Source organism: Stenotrophomonas sp. I18B00994 (assembly GCF_014145825.1).
Taxonomy (GTDB): Bacteria; Pseudomonadota; Gammaproteobacteria; order Xanthomonadales; family Xanthomonadaceae; genus Stenotrophomonas; species Stenotrophomonas maltophilia.
This window is the reverse complement of the sequence record NZ_JACIUW010000003.1, coordinates 82846-106868: the sequence shown is the minus strand read 5'-3', so window position 1 is coordinate 106868 and position 24023 is coordinate 82846. Positions and strand designations below refer to the sequence as shown.

Annotated in this window: 23 protein-coding genes; 13 read left to right on the top strand and 10 right to left on the bottom strand. The window is 66.8% G+C overall.

The features are described from left to right. Positions 1-250 precede the first annotated feature (250 nt). Complete coding sequence (locus H4O10_RS22250) at positions 251-415, top strand: hypothetical protein (protein ID WP_005414774.1); 165 nt, start codon at positions 251-253, stop codon at positions 413-415. 51 nt (positions 416-466) lie between these two features. Here the strand turns inward: H4O10_RS22250 and H4O10_RS04225 are convergent, their stop codons facing one another. Continuing rightward, positions 467-1093 carry a YiiX/YebB-like N1pC/P60 family cysteine hydrolase gene (locus tag H4O10_RS04225; protein WP_049432221.1) on the bottom strand — a complete coding sequence of 209 codons (627 nt, stop codon included), beginning with the start codon at positions 1091-1093 and terminating at the stop codon, positions 467-469. A gap of 82 nt (positions 1094-1175) precedes the next feature. Between H4O10_RS04225 and H4O10_RS04220 the strand changes: the two genes are divergently transcribed. From H4O10_RS04220 to H4O10_RS04210, 3 genes are all read left to right on the top strand, one after another. After that, positions 1176-1688 carry a hypothetical protein gene (locus H4O10_RS04220; RefSeq protein WP_049432223.1) on the top strand — a complete coding sequence of 171 codons (513 nt, stop codon included), beginning with the start codon at positions 1176-1178 and terminating at the stop codon, positions 1686-1688. A gap of 73 nt (positions 1689-1761) precedes the next feature. Continuing rightward, entirely contained in the window at positions 1762-3600 is a 1839-nt protein-coding gene (locus tag H4O10_RS04215) for a M3 family metallopeptidase (protein ID WP_049454274.1), read from the top strand. 2 nt (positions 3601-3602) lie between these two features. Beyond that, positions 3603-4922, top strand: coding sequence for a TPM domain-containing protein (locus H4O10_RS04210; RefSeq protein WP_049454276.1), 1320 nt, complete (start codon positions 3603-3605; stop codon positions 4920-4922). Between the two features lies 1 nt (position 4923). Here the strand turns inward: H4O10_RS04210 and H4O10_RS04205 are convergent, their stop codons facing one another. From H4O10_RS04205 to H4O10_RS04195, 3 genes are read right to left on the bottom strand one after another with little or no spacing between them, the layout of a single operon-like run. Next, complete coding sequence (locus H4O10_RS04205; RefSeq protein ID WP_049454278.1) at positions 4924-5595, bottom strand: VOC family protein; 672 nt, start codon at positions 5593-5595, stop codon at positions 4924-4926. A 54-nt stretch (positions 5596-5649) separates the two neighbouring features. Beyond that, positions 5650-6729 carry an alpha/beta fold hydrolase gene (locus H4O10_RS04200; protein ID WP_049454281.1) on the bottom strand — a complete coding sequence of 360 codons (1080 nt, stop codon included), beginning with the start codon at positions 6727-6729 and terminating at the stop codon, positions 5650-5652. Positions 6730-6742: 13 nt separating this feature from the next. Then, a complete protein-coding gene (locus H4O10_RS04195; protein WP_049432233.1) occupies positions 6743-7570 on the bottom strand; it encodes an AraC family transcriptional regulator in 828 nt (275 codons plus the stop codon). A gap of 186 nt (positions 7571-7756) precedes the next feature. Here H4O10_RS04195 and H4O10_RS04190 point away from each other — a divergent pair, with 186 nt between their 5' ends. The 3 genes from H4O10_RS04190 (at position 7757) to H4O10_RS04180 (ending at position 12079) form a co-directional block, all read left to right on the top strand. Continuing rightward, a complete protein-coding gene (locus H4O10_RS04190; protein WP_014648738.1) occupies positions 7757-8158 on the top strand; it encodes a hypothetical protein in 402 nt (133 codons plus the stop codon). A gap of 217 nt (positions 8159-8375) precedes the next feature. Further along, positions 8376-10778 (top strand): TonB-dependent receptor, encoded by a 2403-nt coding sequence (locus H4O10_RS04185; protein ID WP_180845661.1) that lies wholly within the window; start codon positions 8376-8378, stop codon positions 10776-10778. Continuing rightward, entirely contained in the window at positions 10778-12079 is a 1302-nt protein-coding gene (locus H4O10_RS04180) for an aminotransferase class V-fold PLP-dependent enzyme (protein WP_049454286.1), read from the top strand. The genes H4O10_RS04185 and H4O10_RS04180 overlap by 1 nt, the downstream gene beginning before the upstream one ends. Before the next feature lie 208 nt (positions 12080-12287). Here H4O10_RS04180 and H4O10_RS04175 read toward each other — a convergent pair whose 3' ends face one another. From H4O10_RS04175 to H4O10_RS04160, 4 genes are read right to left on the bottom strand one after another with little or no spacing between them, the layout of a single operon-like run. After that, the gene (locus H4O10_RS04175; protein WP_049404416.1) at positions 12288-13802 is read right to left on the bottom strand and encodes a PLP-dependent aminotransferase family protein; all 1515 of its coding nucleotides are present in this window, start codon (positions 13800-13802) and stop codon (positions 12288-12290) included. A gap of 9 nt (positions 13803-13811) precedes the next feature. Then, entirely contained in the window at positions 13812-14411 is a 600-nt protein-coding gene (locus H4O10_RS04170) for a DUF6436 domain-containing protein (protein ID WP_032127099.1), read from the bottom strand. Further along, positions 14411-14689 (bottom strand): hypothetical protein, encoded by a 279-nt coding sequence (locus tag H4O10_RS04165; RefSeq protein WP_005414763.1) that lies wholly within the window; start codon positions 14687-14689, stop codon positions 14411-14413. The genes H4O10_RS04170 and H4O10_RS04165 overlap by 1 nt, the downstream gene beginning before the upstream one ends. A 55-nt stretch (positions 14690-14744) precedes the next feature. After that, positions 14745-16160 (bottom strand): PLP-dependent aminotransferase family protein, encoded by a 1416-nt coding sequence (locus H4O10_RS04160; RefSeq protein WP_049454288.1) that lies wholly within the window; start codon positions 16158-16160, stop codon positions 14745-14747. Between the two features lie 183 nt (positions 16161-16343). Here H4O10_RS04160 and cyoA point away from each other — a divergent pair, with 183 nt between their 5' ends. Genes cyoA through H4O10_RS04135 form a run of 5 tightly spaced genes read left to right on the top strand, consistent with a single transcriptional unit; the run spans position 16344 to position 20889 of the window. Next, entirely contained in the window at positions 16344-17249 is a 906-nt protein-coding gene (gene cyoA / locus H4O10_RS04155) for a ubiquinol oxidase subunit II (protein ID WP_005411476.1), read from the top strand. Positions 17250-17254: 5 nt separating this feature from the next. Beyond that, positions 17255-19231: a cytochrome o ubiquinol oxidase subunit I gene (gene cyoB, locus H4O10_RS04150; RefSeq protein WP_006474876.1), complete on the top strand. Its 1977-nt coding sequence runs from the start codon at positions 17255-17257 to the stop codon at positions 19229-19231. Continuing rightward, positions 19228-19863 (top strand): cytochrome o ubiquinol oxidase subunit III, encoded by a 636-nt coding sequence (gene cyoC / locus H4O10_RS04145; RefSeq protein ID WP_005411474.1) that lies wholly within the window; start codon positions 19228-19230, stop codon positions 19861-19863. The genes cyoB and cyoC overlap by 4 nt, the downstream gene beginning before the upstream one ends. A 1-nt stretch (position 19864) precedes the next feature. After that, positions 19865-20197: a cytochrome o ubiquinol oxidase subunit IV gene (gene cyoD / locus H4O10_RS04140; RefSeq protein ID WP_005411473.1), complete on the top strand. Its 333-nt coding sequence runs from the start codon at positions 19865-19867 to the stop codon at positions 20195-20197. Between the two features lie 11 nt (positions 20198-20208). Further along, a complete protein-coding gene (locus H4O10_RS04135) occupies positions 20209-20889 on the top strand; it encodes an SCO family protein (RefSeq protein ID WP_049454291.1) in 681 nt (226 codons plus the stop codon). 103 nt (positions 20890-20992) lie between these two features. Here H4O10_RS04135 and H4O10_RS04130 read toward each other — a convergent pair whose 3' ends face one another. Further along, positions 20993-21571, bottom strand: a complete 579-nt coding sequence (locus tag H4O10_RS04130; protein ID WP_005414757.1) for a hypothetical protein — start codon at positions 21569-21571, stop codon at positions 20993-20995. Next, positions 21571-23337 (bottom strand): S8 family serine peptidase, encoded by a 1767-nt coding sequence (locus H4O10_RS04125; protein ID WP_088470670.1) that lies wholly within the window; start codon positions 23335-23337, stop codon positions 21571-21573. The genes H4O10_RS04130 and H4O10_RS04125 overlap by 1 nt, the downstream gene beginning before the upstream one ends. Before the next feature lie 249 nt (positions 23338-23586). Here H4O10_RS04125 and H4O10_RS04120 point away from each other — a divergent pair, with 249 nt between their 5' ends. Next, positions 23587-23997, top strand: coding sequence for a hypothetical protein (locus H4O10_RS04120; RefSeq protein WP_224481904.1), 411 nt, complete (start codon positions 23587-23589; stop codon positions 23995-23997). Positions 23998-24023: the final 26 nt, after the last annotated feature.

Here is a 24023-nt window from a genome sequence, read left to right as displayed (position 1 = left end):
GAGTTGGGAAGCCAGCCTCCTTCCGCGCGTGTTTCCGGCTGAGAACGACATGAATGCGCGCCATGCTGACCACTGCATGAGCACATGCCGAACCCGCATGAATTCTTCAGCCGCTTGTGCCACAAGGGCTTCTGCGCGTTCATTCACAGGCGTACACGCAGATGTAGCCGCGCACCCACGCGTGATTAACCATTCGCTGCAGACGATGGCCACGTCCACCGCATTCCGCGAGTGGCTTTGGAGATCGGACATGGCACAGCAGAACCAGAACCCGAACCAGAAGCAGCAGGGCCAGCAGAACCAGCAGGATCAGCAGCAGGGTCGTGGCCGCGACCAGCAGCAGCAACAGCAGCAGGAACAGCAGCAGCGCAACCAGCGCAACCAGCAGCAGGGTGGGCAGGACGAGGAAGAGTGACCTCGCTACCAGCTCCGGTGATGCAAAGCCCCGCCCCGTGCGGGGCTTTGCTTATTCCAGCACGCCGACACGCTGCAGCACCGGCGCTGCCGACATGTCGTTCGGATTGGTGCCGGGCTGATCCTGCGGTACGTCCATGCCCATGCCGCGGTACAGATCCACCCAGTGCTGGGCGATCTCCCCGGTCTGCGGGTTGCGGAAGTTCATCGGCTGCAATGCGAACACGTGGTGCGCACGGAAGGCGCGTTCGATGAAGTCCGAGCAGTAGTAGCTGTCCTCGCTCAACACATACGACGTGTTGTACGGCTTGCCCAGCATCGTGCGCGCGGTGGCGACCGCATCCTTGATGGCCGCCTGCTGCGGTGCGTGCAGGCGATAGACCACGATCTGCCGCTGCTTGGCGCGCGCCTCCTGGCGGAACTCGACCAGCGATTGCCGGCGCGATCCTTTCTCGTCCGCATGCAATACCTCCCAGCCCGTCGGCGTGGAAGCGACCAGGGCGACGTGATCGAAGCTGGGCGCGCCCTGCTTGCCGGTGGCATCGTCGATGGCCGCACTGAGGCCGCTGCGGCCGGCGGTGACAAACAGCAGATCGCCTTCGTGGACATCGACGGCCATCGCCACCGCTGGCCACAGGGCGGGCAGCAGCAGGCCGATCAGGAGCAGGAGGCGATGCATGAGGACTCTCGGACAGGCGGAATGCCGGAATTGTAGGGCGCGCGGTAGCATGGAGCGACCGGACCGGATTCAGGATGAGCCCATGTGTCGATACCGTTCTGCCGCACTGCTGATGCTCGCCTGTGGCGTGGTGCTGGTTGCCTGCACGCCTGCGCCGCAGCCGCCGCAGACAGCGGGCGAAGCCGGGCCTGCCGCAGCGGCGCCGGCGATCACTGCCGCCGAGCCCACACCTGTGGCTGCACGCAGTGAATGCCCCCACCCGGAATTCGATACATTCCTGAAGCATTTCGGCAACGAGATCGCGCTGCAGGAAAAGGCTACTGCCGATCCGCTGCTGGACAGTTACATCGATGCGGAGGCCGAGCCGGAACCGCGCAAGGTGGAGAGCCGGCTGGCGCTGGCCGATGTCGAGTGGCCGGTGATGCCCGATCCTGCCGCATTGGCCGGGCAGGGCCGCGAAATGCAGGTCAGCCCCCTGGCCGATGGGCAGCGACAGGTGCAGATCCGTATGCCGGACAGCAGCGACCAGCAGACCTACACCTTTGCGCAGACGCCGTGTTGGACACTGGTCAAGCGTGAGGACGAGTCGATCTGAAACCTGATCCGGCACAGGCGCGGCGGGCCAGTGACTGCTAGGCTCGATCCCTGGTCCAGGCAGGGAGACGCCGATGCAGGCTTTCAGGAAGCACGCCACCACCACCGCCATCGCAGCTGTGCTGGCGATAGCCTCCCTCAGCGGCGCCCAGGCACAGTCGGTGCATGCCGATGACCGCGCCTACTTCGCCAATGCCACCGCCGAACAGGCCGCGCGTGACGCACTGGGCAAGCGCGTCGAGGCTCTGCAGCAGGCGTCCACCGTTGCACCCGCGGAACGCTTCCGGCAGGCCGAGGTACTGGAGGCGCAGTGCCTGCGCCATCACAGCTACCTGCACCTGCAGGCCGCCCGCAATGCGCGTGATCAGCGTCCAGCCCAGGCGCTGGACCAGGTGATGGGGCTGTGCAGCCGCATTGCCCGCAGCGGCCGCGCCGCTCTGCGCGAGGCGTCCGCGGATGCACCATGGGCAGCACCCTATGGCTTCCTGCGCGCACGCGCGTTGAAGGAGGCCGCCGCCCCGGCCAACGCCGCGCTGGATGAGGCCGTGGAGGCACTGGCCGATCCGGCGCTGGACAGCTTCGCGCGCCTGCGTGGGCAGATCCTGCGCAGCGCCGAGTATCCGCAGATCGAGCACGGCGGCCGGCACTGGGACACGGGGCGCGACAGGCAGGCACTGGCCCGGCAGCCCGACCGCGCCCTGCGCGAGGCGGGCTGGAAGGGCTACTGGCAAGGCCTGCAATCGCGCCGTGAGCCGATGGCGTCGGTGCTGCTGGGGCTGGTGCAGGTGAATGACGCCGCGGCACGCCTGCAGGGTGACGGCTCGGCGCCGGCACATGGCTATCAGCGCATGGGCCTGGATACTGCCGCAGTGGATGCAACGCTGGTGGCGATCGAACAGCATGCGGGAGACCGCCGCGCCTATCAGGAGATGCTGCTGCACCACGCTGCGCGATCGGGCATCGACGCGCCGCAGATCTGGGATACCACGGTGCCCGATGCTGGCTACACGCCACCGATGCTGACGCTGGCGCAGCTGCGCGACAACGCCGCCGATGCCATGCAGCACCTGGGCCCGGCGTACGTCGCTGAACTGCGCGCGCTGCTCGATCCGGCCAGCCACCGCATGGATCTGGCCACCGAACGCGGTGACCGCAGCCAGGACGCGTTCTCCGTGAGCGCTCCCGGTGTGCCGGCAATGCTGTTCGTTGGTGTCCGCAGCGGGGACCTGGAAAGCGATGTCGAGATCGCCCATGAAGCTGGCCATGCCGTGCATGGCGAGTGGATGCAGCGGGGTCATGCGTCGCCGCTGCAGCGCAATGGCAGCCAGTGGCTGACCGAGGCGTTCGCGATCTACAACGAGCTGCGCTTCCGCGACCAGCTGTACCAGCAGGCACAGGACCCGCGTGCCAAGGCCTACTACCTGAAATCTCTGCTGGACGACATGGTGCTGCAGCTGTTCACCTCTTCCGAGGAAGCGCAGCTGGAGCGGTCGATCTACCAGGGCGTTGCCGCCGGCACGCTGGGCACCGCCGATGACCTGGACGCGCTGACCGGGCGGGTGCTCGCACGCTTCGGCCAGCAACCGGAGCGCTACCCGCAGCTGCGCAACGCCTGGATCGGCAAGCGCCTGATGTATGAAGACCCGAACTATCTGGTGAACTACCTGTATGCGGGTCTGCTGGCCGTGCAGTTGTATGTGCAGGACCAGCGCGATCCCGAGGGGTTCCGTGCGCGCTATCTTGCCGTGCTTGGCGAGGGCTTCGATCGCGCGCCGAACGAGCAGGTGGCGCAACTGCTGGGGCACGCGCCTGACTGGGCGGCCCTGGTGGATGCCGATCTGCAGGTGTTCAACCAGACGGCGGCACAGCTGCAGGCGCTGCATGCGCGGATCGAGGCAGGGCAGGGAACGTGAAGATGCTGCGCAGGATGACGTGCACCTGGGCCACGGCATGGCTGTTGATGCTGCTGTGCCTGTTGCCGAGGGTGGTGATGGCCGGTGCTGCAGTCCCTGCGCTGGATGATCCGGTGGTGGACGCCGCCAACGCACTTTCGGCGGATACCCGCGACAAACTGCGCACGCAGGCATTCCAGTTGCAGGCGCGCACCGGCGCGCAGCTGCAGGTGATGGTAGTCAACCATGTTGGCGACGAAGGCATCGAAGCTTACGCGCAGCGGGTGTTCGACCAGTGGCAGCTGGGCCGCGAAGGCGTTGACGATGGCGTGCTGCTGCTTGTGGCCGTGCAGGACCGCCGTGTACGCATCCAGACCGGCTACGGCCTGGAGGGCGCGATACCCGATGCCTATGCCGCCCGCATCATCGACAAGGCGATCGTGCCGCGTTTCCGCGATGGCGACCTTGACCAGGGCGTGCTGGATGGAACGAAGATCATAGTGGCGCTGATCGATGGCGAGGACCTGCCGGCATCGGAAGCGCCATCGATGCGCAACGTGCTGCCGGCCGATTGGCGCAGCGCAGACTCGGTGGTTGCACTGACGCTGCTGGCCGGCTTCCTTGCGGGTCTGTGGCGCTCGCCGCCCTCGGCGCAGGCGCACCCGGAGCGATTGCCGGCCTGGGCCCGCCCGCTGCTGGTGACGGCGGTGGTGGCCGCGGGCGTGCTGGCGGCGGCCATGTGGGCGCCACGCCAGGCACTGGCAGCGCTCTGCATCGTGTTGGCATTGTGCGTACCGGTGGCGAGCCTGCTTGGCTGGTGCTGGCGCCGTAGCCGCGGTGTGCGCGTGGTGCTGCTCGGCATGCTCGGGGTCAGTTCGGGGTTCTTCGTGGTGATGGTGGTGCGTGGCCAGTTGCCACCCAGTCTGGCCTTGCACACGTCGCTGGACCTGGCGGTAGGCATCATGGCCATGCTGGTGTTTTTCCTCGTACAGGCGTGCCGCGCGCGCTGGCACAAGGACCGCAGCAGCTTCGGGGTGAGGTGCGCAGTGCTGTTGCTGCTGACCGCTGGCTACGTGCTCTTCGCACTGCTGGCCATCGATCACGCCGGCCCGGTTGCGCGCCTCGCCACGACGATCGGGTGGAGTGCCGGCACGCTCGTGCTGTACTTCACCTGGATCTTCACCATGCTGCCAGGTGAGAAGGCTCGCGGCAGCCGCAGATCATCCGGCGGCCACCGCAGCGCGTCCAGTTCGTCATCCAGCAGTTCGTCGTCGAGCAGCTCCAGCAGTTGGTCCGGAGGCGGCGGCCGCAGCGGCGGAGGCGGCGCGTCGGGCAGCTGGTAGATCAGGTCGCCTGCACACGCCAGCCGAGTGCAGCGTCCTCCACAACGCCCGGGCCGGCCACGTCGCCGACCTGCAGCAACAGCCCCTGCGCATTGGGCAGGTCCTTCTGCTCGGGGAACCAGCGCCGGTCCGCAGCGACCACGATCAGCAGCCCTTCGTCGTCGCCCATCGGCGCGAACTGCGGCGAAGGCGGGCTGATCGGTTGCAGGCCGAATCGCATGCTGGACTGTTCGCGCACGGCATCGACATCGTGGCTGGGCAGGCCGACCTCGCTCAGGCAGGTCAGTTCGCTGCCGTGGAAGGCGCCCTGATGCGTACTGTCGGGCAAGCGGCGGCGGCCGATCAGTTCCAGGATCAAGCCATCGGGGCCAGTGAAGTACACCGACTGCGATTGCCAGCTGCTTTCCAGCGCGAAGTAATCCAGCCCTGCTGGATTGCGTTGCAGTGGCGTGCGCTCGCGCAGCCAGGTCATCGCCTCGCAGAAGCGGTTGTCCGGCACGTTGAAGGCCAGGTGCACGCCTCCGAGCGGACGTCCTTCAGCGGGCTGCAGTTCGATCGTGCTCCAGCCGATGTGCACATGGTTGCCGATCACGCGTTGCTGCAGGACATCGTGAAAATACGCAGCGACGGCGCCGACATCGGAGACCGGCAGGGTGAGGTGCAGCAGGCGCATGATCGTTCCTCCGTGGACGCGATCACTGTAGCGCCGGGCCGCATCCGGCGGCCACTAGCGCAGTGCGTCGGCGAAGAATCGCGTGGCTGCATCCACCGCCTGCCGGTGGGTTTTCGTCCTGGGAACCGCAGTGCTGCAGAGCTCGGGCAGCCTCTGCCCGCCGACAACGGTACAGGCCGCCAGGAAGTCGTAGTGACCCACGTCCGGCAGGCGTTGCAGCGTTGCGCGCGGAATCTGCGCCTGTGCGGCCTCACCATTGGTCTCCGGTGGCGCGACGGTGTCTGCGGCCCCCAACATGATCGATACCGGCTGCCGCAACGCGGACAGCTGCGCGGGCGCGAACGCCTGCACGATGGCGGGTGCCAGCAGGAACACGGCACGCACGCCGGGAATCGCGCGCTGTGCGTCAGCCTCGGCGATCCAGGGGGCAAGCGCGGGCGAAGCCGCAGCGGCCCGGCGCGCCTGCATCGTGTGCGTGGCCGCCTCCTGTTGCGGTTGGCAGACGCCGTCATCCGGGTGCGCGGTGCAGAAGGCCAGCAGTCGCTGCAGGCTGGGCCGTGCACCGGCTGCCAGCAGCGCGGTGTAGCCACCGGCCGAGAAGCCGACCACGCCCAGCCGTTCTGGATCGACATGCGGGCCGAGGATCGGATCGGCCTGCACGGCGGCCAGCGCAGCGCGCAGATCATCCGCGCGCAGCCAGCTCAGCATGCTGCCGGCCAGCGTCATCTCGTCGGCACCGTTGTTGCCGGGATGATCGACCGCGATCACCAGATAACCGTTCCGCGCCAGCGCCGTGCCCAGCCAGCCCATCATGCGTGCGCTGCCGCCGTTACCGTGCGACAGCAGCAGCGTCGGCAGGCGAGCCCCCGCGACGGGAGCATCCACCGCTGCGCGTCCAACCTCGAACAGCGCTGCGTCGGGCGGGCCGATGGTCAGGGCGGTTTCCCGGCTGCCGGCCAGCGCTGGGTACCAGACCGTGTAGCGCAGCGCGTCGTGGTGCTGCGCATCGCGTACAGCCGCGCTGGCCACCATGGTGGCGCCGTGGCGCTCGCCGGCCGCCTGCGTCTCGCTGCCCTCGGCGATGGCAGTGGAGACCATGAGGATCATTCCCAGCACAGCGGCCATCATGCGCATCTTCAGTTCCTTGTCAGTTGGGACGTTCGTCGACTGGCAGCCAGATCTCCACGCCGCCGTTGCCGGTGTGCTCGTCGAAGCGGGTGTCGTAGCGCTCCAGATCGGGTGCATTGGCCAGGCTGAGGCCGGAGCCGGGCAGGTAATGGTCCAGCAGCCAGAACCAGGTCGAGCGGATGGCCGAGATGTGCCCGCCGTGCCAGGCCACAAGATAGCGGCGCGCCGGCACGTCCACCCGTTGCCAGTGCGCCGGCACGGTCGGCAGCGCGCTGGCGGGCAGTGCGGCAATGTAATCGAAGCCGCCATCGTCGTCGCTGTTGCAGCACGCACCGAAGCTGATTGGAGCGGCCGTCGGCCATTCGCGGTTGAGCTGCGCCCATTGGCCGGGAATTGCACCGCCACTGTCGCGGGTATGCCGCATGCCGATGCCCGCCACCTGGAATGCGGGCGTGTCAAGCAGTCGCGGCGCCTCACCGCAGGGCGCCGGCGCATCGTCCACGCGGATCGCCTGTACCAGCGCGAGGCCATCGGTGCCCTGTTCGCGTACCCGTTCCGGCGTCTGCCCGAACTGTTCGTTGAAGGCGCGGGTGAACGCTGCATGGGTGGTGTAGCCCGCACCCAGTGCCACCTGCAGGATGTCGCCTGCGCCGGCGGCCAGCCGCTGCGCGGCCGCGGTCAGGCGCCGTCCGCGCAGGTAGCGCACCACCGAGGTGCCAGTGCGGGCCTGGAACAGGCGTGACAGATGGAACGGCGACAGCCCCGCTGCGGCGGCGATATCGGCCAGCGCCAAGGGCTGGTCCGCATGGGTTTCGATGTACCACAACGCCTTGCCTGCCGCGCTCATCCTGCCGTTCCCCGCATCCAATGCCGGCACAGTAGCGGATCGGCAGGCGCGGCGTTTAGCAGTTCTTGCGCTGCCGGGGCTTTGCGTCTGCCTGCGTACCGGCAACAATGCGTGCTTCATGGACGTGATGAGGGGCAGGGAGATGCGATCGACGACGTGGGATGCCAGGCCAGCGGAGCCCGGCCGATGATCGAGATGATCGAAATGCTGCTTGCCCTCTGGGTACTTCCCAGTCTGTTGACCCTGGCGCTGATGCTGCTGATGTTGTTCGGCGCGCCACGGTGGCGCGGCAATCCCTGGGTGTACCGTGTCGGCTTCGCGTTGCTGGGCGGGTTTCTGACACCGACGTTGTTGGGGGCCGGTCACGGTGGGTTGCCGTGCGCGACTATCGGCGGGCTGGTGATGATACTGACGCAGCTGCAATGGATCGGCGATCTGCAGGTCGACTTCATGGGGATCGGGATTCGCAACAGGGGCATCTGGATCATGTCCACCCCCGCCTTGGTGGTGTTCGCCGCCATGATGTTCGTTCCGCTGCGAACGGCACGGCCGGCCCGTTTCGGCTTTGGCGACGACGCCAACGGCTAGCCGCAGTGTGCGGGGATGGGGCGTGGGTCTTCATTGCCACCCATGCATGGCGTGGATCTACGGATGAGCCCTGGCAGGGGCCAACCTTGGTTGGCGCATCAAGCTGTCGTACTGACGTCATGCCTCCTTCACACATCGCGCCGAGACTGCGCGCCTTGTCCAGGCCCGTTGTGTCCGCACAGGTGCTGGCCCTGTCGCGTCCTCCCGGAGCCCTGCCGTGCATCGTTCGAAGCTTTCGCGTTCCATCCTCCTTGCCCTTTCCATGGCCAGCGCAGGAGGCGCGATCGCAGCGGAGGCCGATGCGGTCGATGCCGCAGGCGGCAACCGCGCCGCACCCACCCAGCTCGACGCGATGCTGGTCACCGGTACCCGCGCGTCCAACCGCACCCAGTTCGAAACACTGGCGCCGGTGGACGTGTTCACCAAGGAAGACATCACGTCCGTCGAATCCACCGACCTGAAGGACGTGCTGGCGCAGCTGGTGCCGTCTTTCGTGGTGCAGCGCCTGCCGATGGCCGACGGCCAGGTGTTCGTGCGTCCGGCCACCCTGCGTGGCCTGTCGCCGGACCAGACCCTGGTGCTGGTCAACGGCCGCCGCTTCCACCGCAGCGCGCTGCTCGGCAACCGTGGTGCACAGGCGGCCGACCTTGCACAGATTCCGACCAGCGCGATCAAGCGCATCGAGGTGCTGCGTGATGGTGCGTCGGCGCAGTACGGCTCGGATGCCATCGCCGGTGTCATCAACATCATCCTCGAGGATGGCCCAGGTACCGAGATCACCGCCGGCTATTCGCAGTACTCGCAGGGCGACGGTGCCTCCCGCGATTTCAGTGCGCGCACCGGCTGGTCGCTGGGCGACTATGGCAGCCTGGTGCTGTTCGCCGAATCGTCCAACTCCGACGCCACCTCGCGCACGCGCCAGCGCCCGGACGCGATCGCCTTCCAGGCTGCACATCCGGAGCTGGACGTGCCCAATCCGGTGCAGCGCTGGGGCCAGCCGGAACTGGAAAGCCGCCGCGTCTGCTTCAACGTGAAGGCCAATGCCAGCGAGACGCTGGAGCTCTATGCCTTCGGCCTGTACAGCCACAGCGATGGCGTCAGTGATTTCAACTGGCGCAACCCGGACACCACCACCGGCGCGTACCGCACCACCTCCATCTTCCCCGGCTGGAACCTGCGCTCGCTGTATCCGGTCGGCTTCAGCCCGCAGTACGGCAACGTCCAGAACGACCTGCAGCTGGTCGGTGGCCTGCGCGGCGAGATCACGCCGAAGCTGCGCTGGGATATCAGCGCCTCGTATGGCCGCAACGCCATCGACTACAGCTTGAAGAACTCGATCAATGCCTCGCTCGGCCCGGCCAGCCCGACCGACTTCGATCTCGGCCGCCTGACCCAGACCGAGAAGAACGCCAACGCCGACTTCAACTACGAGTGGGAGGTGGGCGCGCTGTCCAAGCCGATCAACGTCGCCTTCGGTGGCGAGTTGCGCCAGGAGACCTACCAGGTGCGCGCCGGTGACCCGGCGTCGTACGCGGTGGGTCCGGGCGCGGCCGCGGGCCTGGAAGCCAATTCCAATGGCGCGCCGGGCTTCTCGGCCAGCCAGGCCGGGCAGTGGAGCCAGCGCAGCAAGGCCGCCTACGTGGACATGGAAGTGCCGCTGGGCGAGCGCTGGAGCATCGGCGCGGCCAGCCGTTACGAGGACTTCTCCAGCTTCGGCAGCACACTGGATGGCAAGCTGTCGGCGCGCTTTGCGATCACCCCGGACGTGGCCCTGCGCGGCACCGTGTCCAGCGGCTTCCGCGCACCGACGCCGGCGCAGCTCAACACCACCAGCACCACCCAGGGCCTGGACACGCGCACGCTGCAGATCTTCACCAGTGGCCGCCTGTCGCCGAACGATCCGCTGGCGCAGCTGCTTGGAGCCAAGCCGTTGAAGCCGGAGGAATCGCGCACCGCCTCGCTGGGCCTGACCTGGCGCACGGACCTGGGTCTGTCCGGCTCGGTGGATGTCTACCAGATCAAGCTCACCGACCGCTTCAGCCAGTCGGCCAGTTTCGCCATTCCGGCCGGTACGCCCAATCCGCTGGGCTACACCTCGGTGAACTACTTCACCAACGACTTCGACACCACCACCACCGGCGTGGACGTGGTTGGCAACTACCTGCGCGACCTCGGCGCCGGCCGCATGACGCTGACCCTGGCCTACAACTACAACCGTACACGCGTGGACAACGGCAGCACCTCGGTGGCCACCAATGAGACCCAGCGCGTGCTGTTCGAAGATCGCCTGCCCGAGCACAAGGGAAGTCTGACCAGCAGCTGGGACATCGGTGCCTGGTCGCTGATGGCGCGCATGCGCTACTACGGCGCCTGGACCGATTCCAGCGGCAACGCGGTGGGCGACATCTACCAGCGCTTCGGTGCGATGAGCTTCCTCGACCTGGCCGTGGGCTATCGCATCAACGAGCACCACAGCCTGCGCGTGGGCGCCGACAATGTGTTCGATCGCTACCCGGATGAGGCCACGTTCCAGGCCAGCCGTGGCCTGGTCTACTCGCGCAACGCGCCGTACGACACCGACGGTGCCAACCTGTACGCGCAGTACCGGCTGACCTTCTGATGGACGCTCGTCGTCGTTCCCTGCTGCGCGCCGGCACACTGCTGCCGGCCGCAGCTGCACTGTCTTCACTGCCTGCCAGCGCCGCTGCGCGTTACGCTTCGCCGATGGAGATTCCCTCGACGACCGTGGCGCCGGACGTGCTGGCCCGCGATGAAGGCTACTGGGCCGCCGTGGCCAGCCACTTCGACATCACCGATGAAGTGAACCACCTGGAGAACGGCTACTGGGGCGCGATGGGTCACGAGACGCTCGCCAGCTACCAGCGCCACACCACTGAAGTGAATCGTGGCAACGCCTGGTATGGGCGCCGCGCGTTTCCGGCGCAATACATGGCGGTGCAGCGAGAGGTAGCCGAACTGCTGGGTGTGGGTGCTGATGAGATCGCACTGACGCGGGGGGCCACCGAGGCGATGCTGGCGCTGATCGGTGGCTACAACCGCCTGCAGCCCGGCGACCAGGTGTTGTATGCCGACATCGACTACGACAGCATGATCGGCGCGATGCGCTGGCTGCAGCAGCGTCGCGGCGTGCAGGTCGAGCGTATCGCGCTACCGGCCGTGCCCGACCACGCGCAGATCCTGCAGGCCTACGAGGCCGCGTTCGCGCGGTTGCCGCGCCTGAAACTGGTGCTGCTGACCCAGGTCAGCCATCGCCATGGGCTGGTGCTGCCGGTGGCCGAGATCGCCGAGCGTGCGCGGGCACGCGGTATCGATGTGATCGTTGATGCTGCCCATGGTTTCGGTCAGATCGACTACGCCGTGCCGGATCTGAAGGCTGACTTCGTGGGCATCAATCTGCACAAATGGATCGGCGCGCCGGTCGGCGTCGGCGCGATGTACGTGCGCAAGGGGCGCGTGGCGGACCTGGACCCGTACATGGGCGAGACCGATGATGGCCGTGTCGGCAGCCGCGTGCACACCGGTACGGTCAACTTCGCCGCCTACCTGGCACTGCCGGAGGCGATTGCCCTGCATCAGCGCGTAGGTGTGGCCAACAAGCAGGCGCGGCTGCGCTACCTGCGCGAGCGCTGGACCGTGCCAGCGCGGAAGATGGCGCACATCGAGGTGCTGTCTTCGCCGAACCCGGCGCTGGCCAGTGCGCTGGCCAGCTTCCGCCTGCGCGGGCGCACCAGCGTGGCTGACAACCTCGCGCTGCAGAAGCGCCTGCTGGATGAGCATCGCGTGTTCACCACCCATCGCGACGGTTTGGATTCCGGTGCCTGTGTACGCGTGACGCCATCAGTGTTCACGCGGCCGGAGCAGATGGATGCGCTGGTGAAGGCCCTCTCCGCCTTGGCCTGACCCTGCTTTGGTGGGTGCCAACCTTGGTTGGCACATTCCAACCGTGCCGGGGAATCTTCCGCCGGCCAGCGGCCGGCGCTACCGGTCGGGTGGGTGCCAACTGTTGGTTGGCACATTCCAACCGTGCCGGGGAATCTTCCGCTGGCCAGCGGCCGGCACTACCGGTCGGGTGGGTGCCGACCGTTGGTCGGCACATCCCATTCCACGGCTACCGCTCGATCGCCGGCAACGCATCGGACAACAACAACCGATCAATCCGTCGCAGCGCACTCTCCAGCTGTCGTCGGTCCGCCGCCAGCCCCAGCGACAGCCGCACGCCGCTCTGGTGCGAGACCCCTGGCGGACAGAACGCCGATGACGGTGCAATCGCCAGCCCCTGCAGCTGCGCGGTACGCACCAGGGTCGCATCGGTCCACGGCGCCGGTACCCGGCACCAGGCATGCAGGCCTTCCGCGCGCTGCAGCAGCGATGGCGCCAGCAGGTAGCGCGCCATGCGCATGCGCTCGCGTGCCTCGGTGCGCACCTGGGCCAGCAGTGACTGCGCCGAACCATCAAGCAGCAGCTGGCTGGCCAACGCCGAGACCAGCGGATGACCCATCAGCCGCGTCGCCCGCAGTGCAGCCGTCATCGCCTCGGCATGCGCCGCGCTCGGGCAGCGCACGAAGGCGGTGCGCAGGCCGGGGCTGATCACCTTCGACAGCGTCGCCACGTAGAACACATGACGCGGTGCCAGTGCCGCCAGCGGTGTAGGTGCATCCTCGGCGAGGTGCCAGTAAGGATCGTCTTCGATCGCCTGCAGGCCTTCGCGCTCCAGCACGCGTGCCAGCGCTTCGCGCCGCTGCAGCGGCAGGGTCAGCGCGGTCGGGTTCTGGCAGGTGGGGTTGAGATAGACCAACCGCGCGCCGCTTTCGCGTGCCAGCCGGGCCAGCGCATCGGGGCACATGCCGTGTTCGTCGCTGTCCACCGGCAGCAGCCGCCGGCCCAGTGCGGCGGCGGCCTGCAGCAGGCCCGGATAGACCAGCGCATCGCAGAGGATCGCATCATCGTCGCGGCCCTGGCTGACCAGGATCGCGGCAAGCGCCACCTGGGCGCCTTCGGTCAGCAGCAGGCAGGCGTCGTCCACCTTTCCCAGCATCGGTTGCAGCCAGCGCGCCGCTGCGTGGCGGTCGGTCGGGTTGCCGCCGCCCAGGTGATAGGTCATCAGGTTGGGCGCGTTGCTGCGTGCAAGCACGGCGGCGGCACCGCGGCGCAGGGTCTCGGCCAGCGCATCGGCGTCGGGCACCGGCGGCACGTTCATGCTCAGGTCCACGACCTGGTCGAAGCCGGCCTTGGGCGGTGCGATGAAACTGCCTTGTGGCCCGCGTGCTTCGATCAGGCCGCGCTTGCGTGCTTCATCGAAGGCGCGGGTGACCGTGGTCAGGTCGATGCCGAGCTGCTGCGCCAACGCGCGCTGCGAGGGCAGGCGCTGTCCGGGTGCGAGGCCGCCACGGCGCACCGTGCGTTCCAGCGAATTGACGATGCGCAGGTAGATCGGCCCGTTGTGCGCGAGCACGTCCTGCACCCATTCGCGCGCTGCGACATCCGGTCGCGGCATGTACGGAGCATGTCGGGGCGTATCGTTGCTTCCAACGGCGGGAGCCTGTCCATAACCATCGGTCGGTTCGGACAGGTGACCGCCGTTGTTGTTTGCGGCGGCCGCACCGGCCAGCGTCAGTGATGTCATTGCGCGTCCTCAGCGCTTGGCCTGCCAGGGGCAGTAGCAGCCCACGGCAAGCAGTCCTTTCGGGCGCACGGTTTCGCCGCGCACCAGTCTGTCCAGCAGCGGTTCGACAAAGCTGTTGGCCGAGTTGCAGACCATGCCGATGCTGTACGGCCCCGCATAGGCGAGGTGGCCCTGGCGATCCCAGATGGCTACGGCGGGGCTGGCCGGGATGTGTTCGATGCCATCAATGGTCGGCAGGTTGATCACCTTGTTGCGCAGCGGCTCGGGCAGCTCGCCCTGCGTACCCGGGCGGCGGATCGCATAGAAGTCGATGCCGGCGCGGCGGTACATGCTGATCAGGTAGCTCAGGTGCGCACCGGTCTCGCGGTTGCAGACCGCACATGCCGGGTCCCAGAAATGCACCACGCGGATGCGGCCGGTATCACCGGCCAGATCGGCTGGCAGGCGCAGTTGCGAGTCGTCGAAGACGATGGCCTGTTCGGTGAACGTGGATTGCGCGCTGTAGCCGAAGTACTGCCACAGTGCAGCCGCCACGCCAGCCATGAACAGGCAGGCGAGGGCGATCATCGTCGGCAGCAGCCAGCGGCGACGCGGCGCGGCTGCGCCCATCAGGAGTCTTCCCGGCCGAACTTGTGCACGTACTGCTTGCGCATCTCGCGGCAGGAATCGGCCTGCGCGCGGCGCTGGATCTCGCTACGCGACGGATCCTCGCTGCGCTGCACGCACTGCTCGATGGCGTGGCGTTCGGCGGCCTGCACGTCCACGGTCTGCGGCTGCAGGCAGACCCAGGCCAGCGCGGCCAGCATCAACACCACAAAGCCACCGCAGCCGGCCATCACCAGGTGGAACTTCAGTTTCTCGGCGCGCATCGATGCACGTCCCTTCATCCATACATTGCATACAAAGTATCATCTTGTATGGATGAAGCGCCATGCACCCGGTTCAGACGATGGCGTTGTGCCGGGCCTCGGGGGCTTCGGACAGGATCTCGTTCAGCTTGGCCAGCGCCCCGGCCAGCGCGCCCTGGTCGACCGCGCCGCCCAGCGACAGGCGTATCGCGTTGCCCGGCGGCGGCTCTTCCACGCTGAAGGCATCCGAGCTGGCGATGCCCAGGCCCTGTTCCTGTGCGGCCTGGATCAACCGGTACTGGTCCAGCCGTGGCGGCAGCGGCAGCCACACATGCAGGCCGGCCGGATGCGCCTGGGCGCGGGGCGGCAGGAACTGCGCGGCAATCGCCTGGCGCTCGCGCAGTTCCTGCTGGAAGCGCTGCACCATGTCCCGGGCCTGGCCGCTGCGGATCCACTGCGACGCCACCGCCACCATCGACTGGGTCGGCATCAGTGCGATCGCACGCAGGGCGTCCAGCACCGGTTCCATCGGCTCGCCGGCCGGCACCACCAGATAGGCGGTGCGCAGGCCCGGGGCCAGGCACTTGGACAGGGTGGAGATGTAATACACCGGGCAGCCGGCGTCGCGGTGGGCGGCCAGCGGTGGCGCGGCGTCACCGGCCAGCAACCAGTAGGGATCGTCTTCGATCACGGTCAGATCGTGGCGCTCCGCCACCGCCAGCAGGGCCTGCCGGCGCTGCGCCGACATCGTTGCCGTGGTCGGGTTCTGGATGGTCGGCACCAGGTACAGCAGGCGCGGGCGACGTAGCTGGCAGGCCTCCTCCAGCGCGCCCGGCAGCATGCCCTCGGCGTCCATCGCCACCGGCGCCACGCCCCGCTGCAGCACGCGCGCGGCGGCCAGCAGGCCCGGGTAGGTCAGCTGCTCAGCGGCGATCAGCTCGCCCGGCTGGGTGCGGGCCAGGATCAGCGCGCACAGCGCGGTCTGCGCGCCGGGACAGATCACCACCTGGTCGGCGCCGACCGTGCCCAGCATTGGCGCCAGCCACTGCACCGCGGCGGCGCGGTCCTCACGGGTGCCGGCGCCGACGTGATAGCTCATCAGTTCGCCCTGGCCCAGCTGCTGGCCCACGTGCTGGAAGCCGGCCTCCATGCCCTGTGCGAACGGCGCGCTGCCCAGCAGCGGCGGGATGTTCATGCTCAGGTCCACCGAGGTGCTGCGGTTGCCGGCCGACAGCGCGATGAAGGTGCCGCCGGCGCCCTGCGCGTCGAGCAGGCCGGCCTGGCGCAGCTCGGCGAAGGCGCGGGTGACCGTGGTCAGGTCCACGCCCACCTGCTGGGCCAGGTCGCGCTGCGGCGGCAGGCGGTCGCCCGGGCGCAGCACGCCGTCATCCACCGCCTCGCGCACCTGCTGGGCAATCTGCAGGTACAGCGGGCCGGCGCCCTCGCGGAAGGGGCGAACCCAGGTGCGATTGGGGTGTTTCAGGCGGCGGCCGGCGGCAGGTGGCGTCATCGATCAGTTTTTTCCATACGTGCAGATGCACAAGTCCATACAATGATGTATCTTGTATGGGCTTGATTGGAGTGGTTCGCCTGTTTGTAGGCGACCTCGTACCCACAGTGTAGCCGCTCCACGCCCGGGCGCTGCGCGCAGGCGAGCCGGTCAAGCACGCTTCTTCAACAGGGTTGACCTCCAATGAATATCTGCTGGAACCGCATCCGCCTGGCGCTGGTCGCCCTGGCCTGCGTCGGCCTGTCGGGCTGTGACTGGGTGCTGCTGGATTCGAAGGGTATGGTCGGGCTCGCCCAGCGCGACCTGATCCTGATCTGCATCGGCCTGATGCTGATCGTGGTGATACCGGCCATCGTGCTGACCTTCGTATTCGCCTGGCGCTTCCGCGCTGGCAACACCAAGGCGAAATACACGCCGGACTGGTCGCACTCCACCAAGGTGGAGATCGTGGTCTGGGGCGTGCCGCTGATCATCATCGCGGTGCTGGCGGTGATCGTGTGGAAGTCGACCCACGAGCTGGACCCGTACAAGCCGCTGGACGTGGCCGGTGAGCCGCTGCACGTGGACGTGATCGCCACCGACTGGAAGTGGGTGTTCGTGTACCCGGACCTGGGCATCGCCACGGTCAACCAGCTCAACTTCCCGGCCAACCGCCCGCTGGCGTTCAACATCACCTCCAACTCGACGATGAATACCTTTTTCATCCCGCAGCTGGGAGGGCAGATCTACGCGATGGCCGGCATGCGCACGCAGCTGCACCTGATCGCCAACGAGCCCGGCCAGTTCCGTGGCATGTCCGGCAACTACAGCGGGCATGGCTTCTCGAACATGAAGTTCATCGCCACTTCCAGCAGCAACGAAGACTTCGATCGCTGGGTGGCCGAGGTGCGCAACGCGCCGGACGCGCTCAGCTTCACGCAGTTCAAGGCGCTGGCCGCGCCGTCGAAGAACGCACCGGTGCAGCACTTCTCCAGTGTTGAACCGCTGCTGTTCAAGAAGGTCATCGACCAGTTCATCGGCGTCGGTGAGAACACCGCTGCTGCTACCCCGGCGGGCGCTGCCGGCGGTGCCCAGGTTTCCCAGGAGTAACGAACATGTTGGGTAAATTGACGTGGGAGGCCGTGCCACTGCACGAGCCGATCGTCGTGGTCACATTGGCGGCCATGGTGCTGGGCGGCCTCGCGCTGCTCGGCGCGGTGACGTACTTCAAGCTGTGGGGTCCGCTCTGGCGTGACTGGTTCACCACCGTGGACCACAAGAAGATCGGCATCATGTACGTGGTGGTGGCGCTGGTCATGCTGGTGCGTGGCTTTGCCGATGCGCTGATGATGCGCGCGCAGCTGGCGGCGGCCGGGCCGGGCAGTGACGGCTTCCTGCCACCGGAGCACTACGACCAGATCTTCACCGCGCACGGCGTGATCATGATCTTCTTCGTGGCCACCCCGTTCGTGGTCGGCCTGATGAACATCATCGTGCCGCTGCAGATCGGTGCGCGCGACATGGCGTTCCCGTTCCTCAACGCCTTCAGCTTCTGGATCTTCGTGGTCGGCGCAGCGTTGATGATGATCTCGCTGGGCGTTGGCGAATTCGCCATGACCGGTTGGGTCGCCTACCCGCCGCTGTCGGGCATCGAGTTCAGTCCAGGCGTGGGTGTCGACTACTACATCTGGGCGTTGCAGGCTTCGGGCATCGGCACATTGCTGACCGGCGTCAACCTGTTCATCACCATCCTGCGCATGCGTGCGCCGGGCATGACCCTGATGAAGATGCCGGTGTTCACCTGGACCGTGCTGGTCACCAGCGTGATCATCATCGCCGCCTTCCCGATCCTGACCGTGGCGCTGGGTGCGCTCACCCTGGACCGCTACCTGGACTTCAACTTCTACACCAACACATTGGGTGGCAACCCGATGATGTACGTGAACCTGGTGTGGGCCTGGGGCCATCCGGAGGTGTACATCCTGGTGCTGCCGGCGTTCGGCATCTTCTCCGAAGTGACCGCCACGTTCGCGCGCAAGAAGCTGTTCGGCTACAAGTCGATGGTCGGTGCCACGCTGGCGATCGGCATCCTGTCGTTCATCGTCTGGCTGCACCACTTCTTCACCATGGGCTCCGGTGCCAGCGTCAATGCCTTCTTCGGCATCATGACGATGATCATCGCCATCCCCACCGGCGTGAAGATCTTCACTTGGCTGTTCACCATGTACGGTGGCCGCGTCGAATTCAGCGTGCCGATGCTGTGGACCATCGCGTTCCTGGTCACCTTCACCATCGGTGGCATGACCGGCGTGCTGCTGGCCATCCCGGGCGCCGACTTCCTGCTGCACAACAGCCTGTTCCTGGTCGCGCACTTCCACAACACCATCATCGGCGGCGCGCTGTTCGGCTACCTGGCCGGCTTCGCCTACTGGTTCCCGAAGGTGTTCGGCTTCACCCTCAACGAGCGCCTGGGCAAGTGGTCGTTCGCCTGCTGGGTGATCGGCTTCTACCTGGCCTTCATGCCGCTGTACATGCTGGGTTTCATGGGCATGACCCGCCGCATGAACCAGTACGACAACCCGGCGTGGACGCCGTACCTGATCGCCGCCTTCATCGGCGCGCTGTTCGTGTTCGCGGGCATCATCCTGATGCTGGTGCAGATCTACGTGAGCGTGCGCGACCGCAAGCGCAACCTGGACCTGACCGGCGACCCGTGGAACGCACGCACGCTGGAATGGGCTACGCCGTCGCCGCCGCCGTTCTACAACTTCGCCGTGGTGCCCAAGGCCGATGAGCTGGACGCTTTCCACGAAGCGAAGAAGCGCGGCCTGCCGCCGCCGCCGAAGAAGTACGCACCGATCCACATGCCGAAGAACACCGGCGTGCCGCTGATCCTCAACATCTGGATCCTGGTGCTGTGCTTCGCCCTGGTCTGGCACATCTGGTGGATGGCCGCGGCCAGCTTCATCGCGATGATCGTCACCCTGATCGTGCGGTCCTACGACGAGGACGTGGACTACTACGTCAGTTCCGAAGAGGTGGCGCGCACCGAAGCGGCCAACCTTGCCAAGCTGAAGGAGGTACGCGCATGAACCTGTTGACCCGCCCCGAACTGGCCAGCGACACGCAGGCGCGCGAGGACCACCATGAGCACGACCACGGCCACGAACAGGGCGGCATGAAGGTGTTCGGCATGTGGGTCTACCTCATGTCCGACCTGGTGCTGTTCGGTTCGCTGTTCGCCTCGTACGCGGTGCTCAGCACCGCCTACGCAGGCGGCCCCACCGGCAAGGACTTGTTCTCGCTGCCGTTCGTGATGGCCGAGACCTTCCTGCTGCTGGTCTCCAGCATCACCTACGGCCAGGCCGTACTGGCGATGCATCGCCACGACACCTCGGCGGTGCTGCGCTGGCTGGGCGTGACCTTCGTGCTCGGTGCCTCGTTCATCGGCATGGAGATCTACGAGTTCTCGCACCTGATCCACGAAGGCGCAGGCCCCAGCACCAGTGCCTACCTGTCGGCGTTCTTTGCGCTGGTCGCCACCCACGGCCTGCACGTGGCCAGCGGCCTGATCTGGATGGCGGTGGTCATGCACCAGGTCTACCGCCGTGGCCTGACCCCGACCAACATCACCCGCGTGTCGTGCCTGAGCCTGTTCTGGCACTTCCTGGACCTGGTGTGGATCTGCGTCTTCACCTTCGTCTATCTGATTGGAGCCTTCTGACATGGCCCACGTCGAAACTTCGCGCGCCGGCAATGCGCACGGCTCCACCAAGTCCTACCTGATCGGCTTCGTGCTGTGCGCGCTGCTGACCGTGGTGCCGTTCGCACTGGTGATGAACCCGGTGCTGTCGCGGCCGCTCACGCTGTTCCTGCTGGTTGGCTTCGCGGTGGCGCAGATCCTGGTGCAGCTGGTCTATTTCCTGCACATGGACCGCAAGTCCGAAGGTGGCTGGAACCTGGCCAGCTTCGTGTTCACCTTGGTGATCCTGTTCATCATCGTCGCGTTGTCGGTGTGGATCATCTGGAGCATGCACTACCACATGATGATCAACTGAGCCTGCGAACCGTGAAAGGCATCGCGTTCCCCCAATGTGGCCTGCGGCTGGCCGCAGGCCTGCTGCTCGGCCTGCTGGCCGGCTGCAGTGCGCAGTCGCGCATGGACTTCTACTCCAAGGACATCGCCTGCGAAGAGCTCGGCCAGCAGTGGTCGATGCCCGACAGCCACGGCACCGTGCGCGGCCCGAAGGACCTGCAGGGGCAGGTGACCTATCTGTTCTTCGGTTTCACCAGTTGCCCGGACGTGTGCCCGACCACCATGGTCGAGCTGAGCCAGGTCAAGCACCTGATGGGCAAGGATGCCGACCAGCTGCAGGTGGTGTTCGTCAGCGTTGACCCGGCCCGCGACACCCCGGAGGTTGCGCGGACCTACGTGGAAGCGTTCGACCCCAAGGCAATCGCACTGGTCGGCAACGAAGCGCAGCTGGCGGCGATGGCCAGCGACTTCAAGGCGTTCTACGAAAAGGAACCCGGTCAGGTACCGGATACCTACACGATGAGCCACATTGCCGGTGGCTACGTGTTCGACCGCCAGGGACGCCTGCGCCTGTTCGCGCCCTATGGCATGCCGGTGGACAAGCTGTTTTCCGACGTGCAGCGCCTGCTGCTGGAGCCCGCTCATCCCGCCGCCGGCAACGACGCACTGGCCAGCTGCAGTCGCAAGCACAGCGACACACTCGCCGCGCGCTGACGTCACCTCCACCGCGGTGGGTGCCGACCGTTGGTCGGCACACCCCCACACCAATCCCCGGCCGGCCAGGAGAGCCAGCCGGCCGGGGGCACCACTCAACGCCTTACTTGGTCTCTTCCCACTGCACCACGTCCGGCTCGGTGGCGCGGATACCGGCGGTGGACAGCAGCCTGGTGGTCGCATCCAGTGCCGCGTTCACCGACGGATACTCCACGATGGCCTGGCCCGAAGCCTTCGACACCTTCACCACGGTGCCACCGGTGGCCGTAGCCGCGCGCTGGGCCGATGCCGCATCGGTGAAGAACACCTTGACCCGCGAGGTCGCCACCACCGGCGCTCCGTCGCGGGAGACCGCCGCCGCGAACTTGCCGGCACCGGCATCAGCAGGCGCGGCCGCTGCGCCATCCAGCGAACGCTTGGTACGCGAACTGGTGGTCGCCGCCGCCTGCGGGGTGATCGTGAACTGACCGCCGCTGGCCTGCTTCACGGTGGTCGAGGGAGACAGCTGGAAGCGCGTGCCGCCCACATCGAACGAGCGGCCGGTAGCGGACGCCTTCAGTTCCTGCGCATCCACGGTCGACAGGGTCCTGGCTGGAGGGGTCTGCCCCGAGCTCTGTGCCCAGGCAGGGGAGGTCATCGCCGCGAAGGCGAGCGTGCTCAACAGAATGGTGGTCTTCATCATCAGTGCCCCAGAACGCGGATCTTGAAGAATTCGAGGTTGCCGCGCGAAGCTGCGGTCGCGGCCTGCCCCATGTCGGTCACTTCCAGCGTCCAGGTGCCGCTGGCATTTTCATCCAGGAAGGCATTGCTGGACAGCAGGTCCCAGCTGGTGAAGTTGCTCTGCGCGCCACCCGTGCCCGAACCGATCGCGGTGAACGCCGGTTGCACCACGCTGCGGGTGCCGCTGGGCGACACCAGCACGAACTGCAGCTGGCGCGTGTTGCGGTGGTTGACCCGGAAGCCCAGCTGCACGCTTTCGATGTTGCGCGCGCCGTTGGCCAACTGGAAGGTCAGGCGTGCGGCGGCAGCCGAGGTGTTGCCGATGGCCACGGTACGCGTGGTGTTGCGCCAGCCGCTGTCGACCAGCGCACCGAGCGGCTGGAAGTTCTCGGCCACCTGCACTGCACGTGCAGCGTTGACTACGCCGAAGCCATACCAGTTGCTGTAGGCACGGCCGGCAGCATTCACCGTCCAGCCCGGCACCAGCGTGCGCCCGTCGGCCAGTGTCACCGCCGGCTGGTTCGGGTGGTTGCGGGTGGCGGTGGTGGCCAGGATGTACTTCACATCGCGATAGGACAGGTTCGGATTGGCTTCCAGCACCAGTGCGGCCACGCCCGACACCATCGGTGCCGACGCGGACGTGCCGTTCATCTTGGCGGTGTAGTTGCAGGTGCTGTCGATGGCCGACAGGTTGCTGTCCAGCGTGTTCTGGCGGTTGGTGTTCTTGTTGCTGCCCTGCGCGCACCCGGTCACGTCGGTGGTGACGATGGCCGGGTCGTAGGCGCGTGCCACCAGGCCCGGGGCGTACTGCGCCTGCAGGCCGTACTCGCCGCCAAAGGCCGACACCCACAGCGCCGAGCCGGTGGAGGAATACGACGAGCGCACGCCATCGGCGCGCACCGCGCCTACGGTGATGACGTTGAACAGGTTGTTGCGCGGGTCGCGGCCAGCCGGCACGCAGCCGGTGTTGCGGTTCTTGGTGTCGGTGGTGCAGACATCCTGGGTCTGGCTGATCGAGGCATTGTTGAAGTTGTTGCCGGCCGACTTCACGTAGATGCCGCCGCGGCCACCGCGCGTACCCGACAGGGCTTGCTCATACGAACGAATCGTGTTTTCGCTGTACGCCAACGGCAGGTTCGGATTGCCCGGGCCGGCGCCCCAGCTGTTGTTGAACACCTGCACGTCGGCCGACTCCGCGCCGTCCCACCAGGCGTACTCGATGTTGCTCTGCTGGTTGCCCAGGGCTGAGCGCGAAATCGGGTTGAAGCCCTTCAGCGTCGCCGCCGGGGCCACACCGCGCACGCCAAGGTTGTTGGCGCCCACCGCACCGGCGATGCCACCGACCATGGTGCCGTGGTTGTCGACATCCGGGTTGGTCGGGGTGGGGTTGTTCGAGCCATTGGTGAAGTTCTTGCCGGCCACCGCGGCCACGTTGGCCGCCAGGTCCGGATGCGCGATCTGCAGGCCATCGTCGACGATGGCGATGGTGACGCCCTGGCCACGGATGCCATTGCGGAACAGGCCATCCACGTTCAGATCGTTGCCGGCCACCGGCAGTGTGTCGGCCGGGACCGTCTGACCGGTGTTGAGCAGGTGCCACTGGATACCCGCCAACGGATCGGCCTGTTGGGCCTGGGCGGTGGCGGCCAGGCTGCCCAGCACCAGGGCAGTGGCGAGGGCCAGGCGCGCAGAGCGCGGTGGCGCGGAGCGTTGCGTGTGTCGCTTCATACACGAATCCTTCTGTTGTGAATCGGCATGGCAGGACGGCGGGGCGGAACTGCCCCATCGCAACGAGCCAAACGCGACACAACGAACAACCCCCTACCTCTTCACACAAACAATCTGCGAATGTGCCAATTGCGTCACAAACGCTTAGTACGTCAGGTTATGACAGGGCATTCGAATGCCTTCACGCCATCTTCGCGCGTCTGCTTCGAGGGCCGGAAACGTGGTAATCACATGCAGATGAAGACACGCATGAAGAATGGACGCCAGCGTGCACGTGCGCGCGCAGACCAGACCCCGCTCTCGGTTGCCGCCATCCGCAAGGTGGTGCTGTCCGTGCATACGCGCAGCCACGACTATGGCGACGATGCCGATATCGCCGAGTTGCTGCCCGAGCTGGCCGCATTCGGCATCACCACGGTGAAACCGCTGCGGCTGTTGATGAAGAGGCACCGACGCGCGCTGCTGCAGGAGGAACGGATCGTCATGCGCCGCGCAGAAACGCTGCATCTGCGCACCGAGTGGCGGCTCGGTGGCATAGACGTGCATGCCAACACCAGCCGCTACGCCATCGGCGGCCTGGTCCGTACCAGCATGGAACACGAATTCGGCTTCGAGACGATGCTGCCCTTCCACGAGGTGCGCGAGGACGAATCCGCGTAGCGGGGTGCCTGCGCGGTGGGTGTGGC

Bases quoted from the DNA above. Each gene is read 5' to 3' on its own strand.
- cyoD (WP_005411473.1), top strand. From the start codon at position 19,865: ATGGCCCACGTCGAAACTTCGCGCGCCGGCAATGCGCACGGCTCCACC.
- H4O10_RS04210 (WP_049454276.1), top strand. From the start codon at position 3,603: ATGCTGCGCAGGATGACGTGCACCTGGGCCACGGCATGGCTGTTGATG.
- H4O10_RS04160 (WP_049454288.1), bottom strand. From the start codon at position 16,160: ATGACGCCACCTGCCGCCGGCCGCCGCCTGAAACACCCCAATCGCACC.
- H4O10_RS04205 (WP_049454278.1), bottom strand. From the start codon at position 5,595: ATGCGCCTGCTGCACCTCACCCTGCCGGTCTCCGATGTCGGCGCCGTC.
- H4O10_RS04180 (WP_049454286.1), top strand. From the start codon at position 10,778: ATGGACGCTCGTCGTCGTTCCCTGCTGCGCGCCGGCACACTGCTGCCG.
- H4O10_RS04225 (WP_049432221.1), bottom strand. From the start codon at position 1,093: ATGCATCGCCTCCTGCTCCTGATCGGCCTGCTGCTGCCCGCCCTGTGG.
- H4O10_RS04220 (WP_049432223.1), top strand. From the start codon at position 1,176: ATGTGTCGATACCGTTCTGCCGCACTGCTGATGCTCGCCTGTGGCGTG.
- H4O10_RS04190 (WP_014648738.1), top strand. From the start codon at position 7,757: ATGATCGAGATGATCGAAATGCTGCTTGCCCTCTGGGTACTTCCCAGT.
- cyoA (WP_005411476.1), top strand. From the start codon at position 16,344: ATGAATATCTGCTGGAACCGCATCCGCCTGGCGCTGGTCGCCCTGGCC.
- H4O10_RS04125 (WP_088470670.1), bottom strand. From the start codon at position 23,337: ATGAAGCGACACACGCAACGCTCCGCGCCACCGCGCTCTGCGCGCCTG.
- H4O10_RS04130 (WP_005414757.1), bottom strand. From the start codon at position 21,571: ATGATGAAGACCACCATTCTGTTGAGCACGCTCGCCTTCGCGGCGATG.
- H4O10_RS04215 (WP_049454274.1), top strand. From the start codon at position 1,762: ATGCAGGCTTTCAGGAAGCACGCCACCACCACCGCCATCGCAGCTGTG.
- H4O10_RS22250 (WP_005414774.1), top strand. From the start codon at position 251: ATGGCACAGCAGAACCAGAACCCGAACCAGAAGCAGCAGGGCCAGCAG.
- H4O10_RS04165 (WP_005414763.1), bottom strand. From the start codon at position 14,689: ATGAAGGGACGTGCATCGATGCGCGCCGAGAAACTGAAGTTCCACCTG.
- H4O10_RS04200 (WP_049454281.1), bottom strand. From the start codon at position 6,729: ATGCGCATGATGGCCGCTGTGCTGGGAATGATCCTCATGGTCTCCACT.
- H4O10_RS04120 (WP_224481904.1), top strand. From the start codon at position 23,587: ATGAAGAATGGACGCCAGCGTGCACGTGCGCGCGCAGACCAGACCCCG.
- cyoC (WP_005411474.1), top strand. From the start codon at position 19,228: ATGAACCTGTTGACCCGCCCCGAACTGGCCAGCGACACGCAGGCGCGC.
- H4O10_RS04170 (WP_032127099.1), bottom strand. From the start codon at position 14,411: ATGGGCGCAGCCGCGCCGCGTCGCCGCTGGCTGCTGCCGACGATGATC.
- cyoB (WP_006474876.1), top strand. From the start codon at position 17,255: ATGTTGGGTAAATTGACGTGGGAGGCCGTGCCACTGCACGAGCCGATC.
- H4O10_RS04175 (WP_049404416.1), bottom strand. From the start codon at position 13,802: ATGACATCACTGACGCTGGCCGGTGCGGCCGCCGCAAACAACAACGGC.
- H4O10_RS04195 (WP_049432233.1), bottom strand. From the start codon at position 7,570: ATGAGCGCGGCAGGCAAGGCGTTGTGGTACATCGAAACCCATGCGGAC.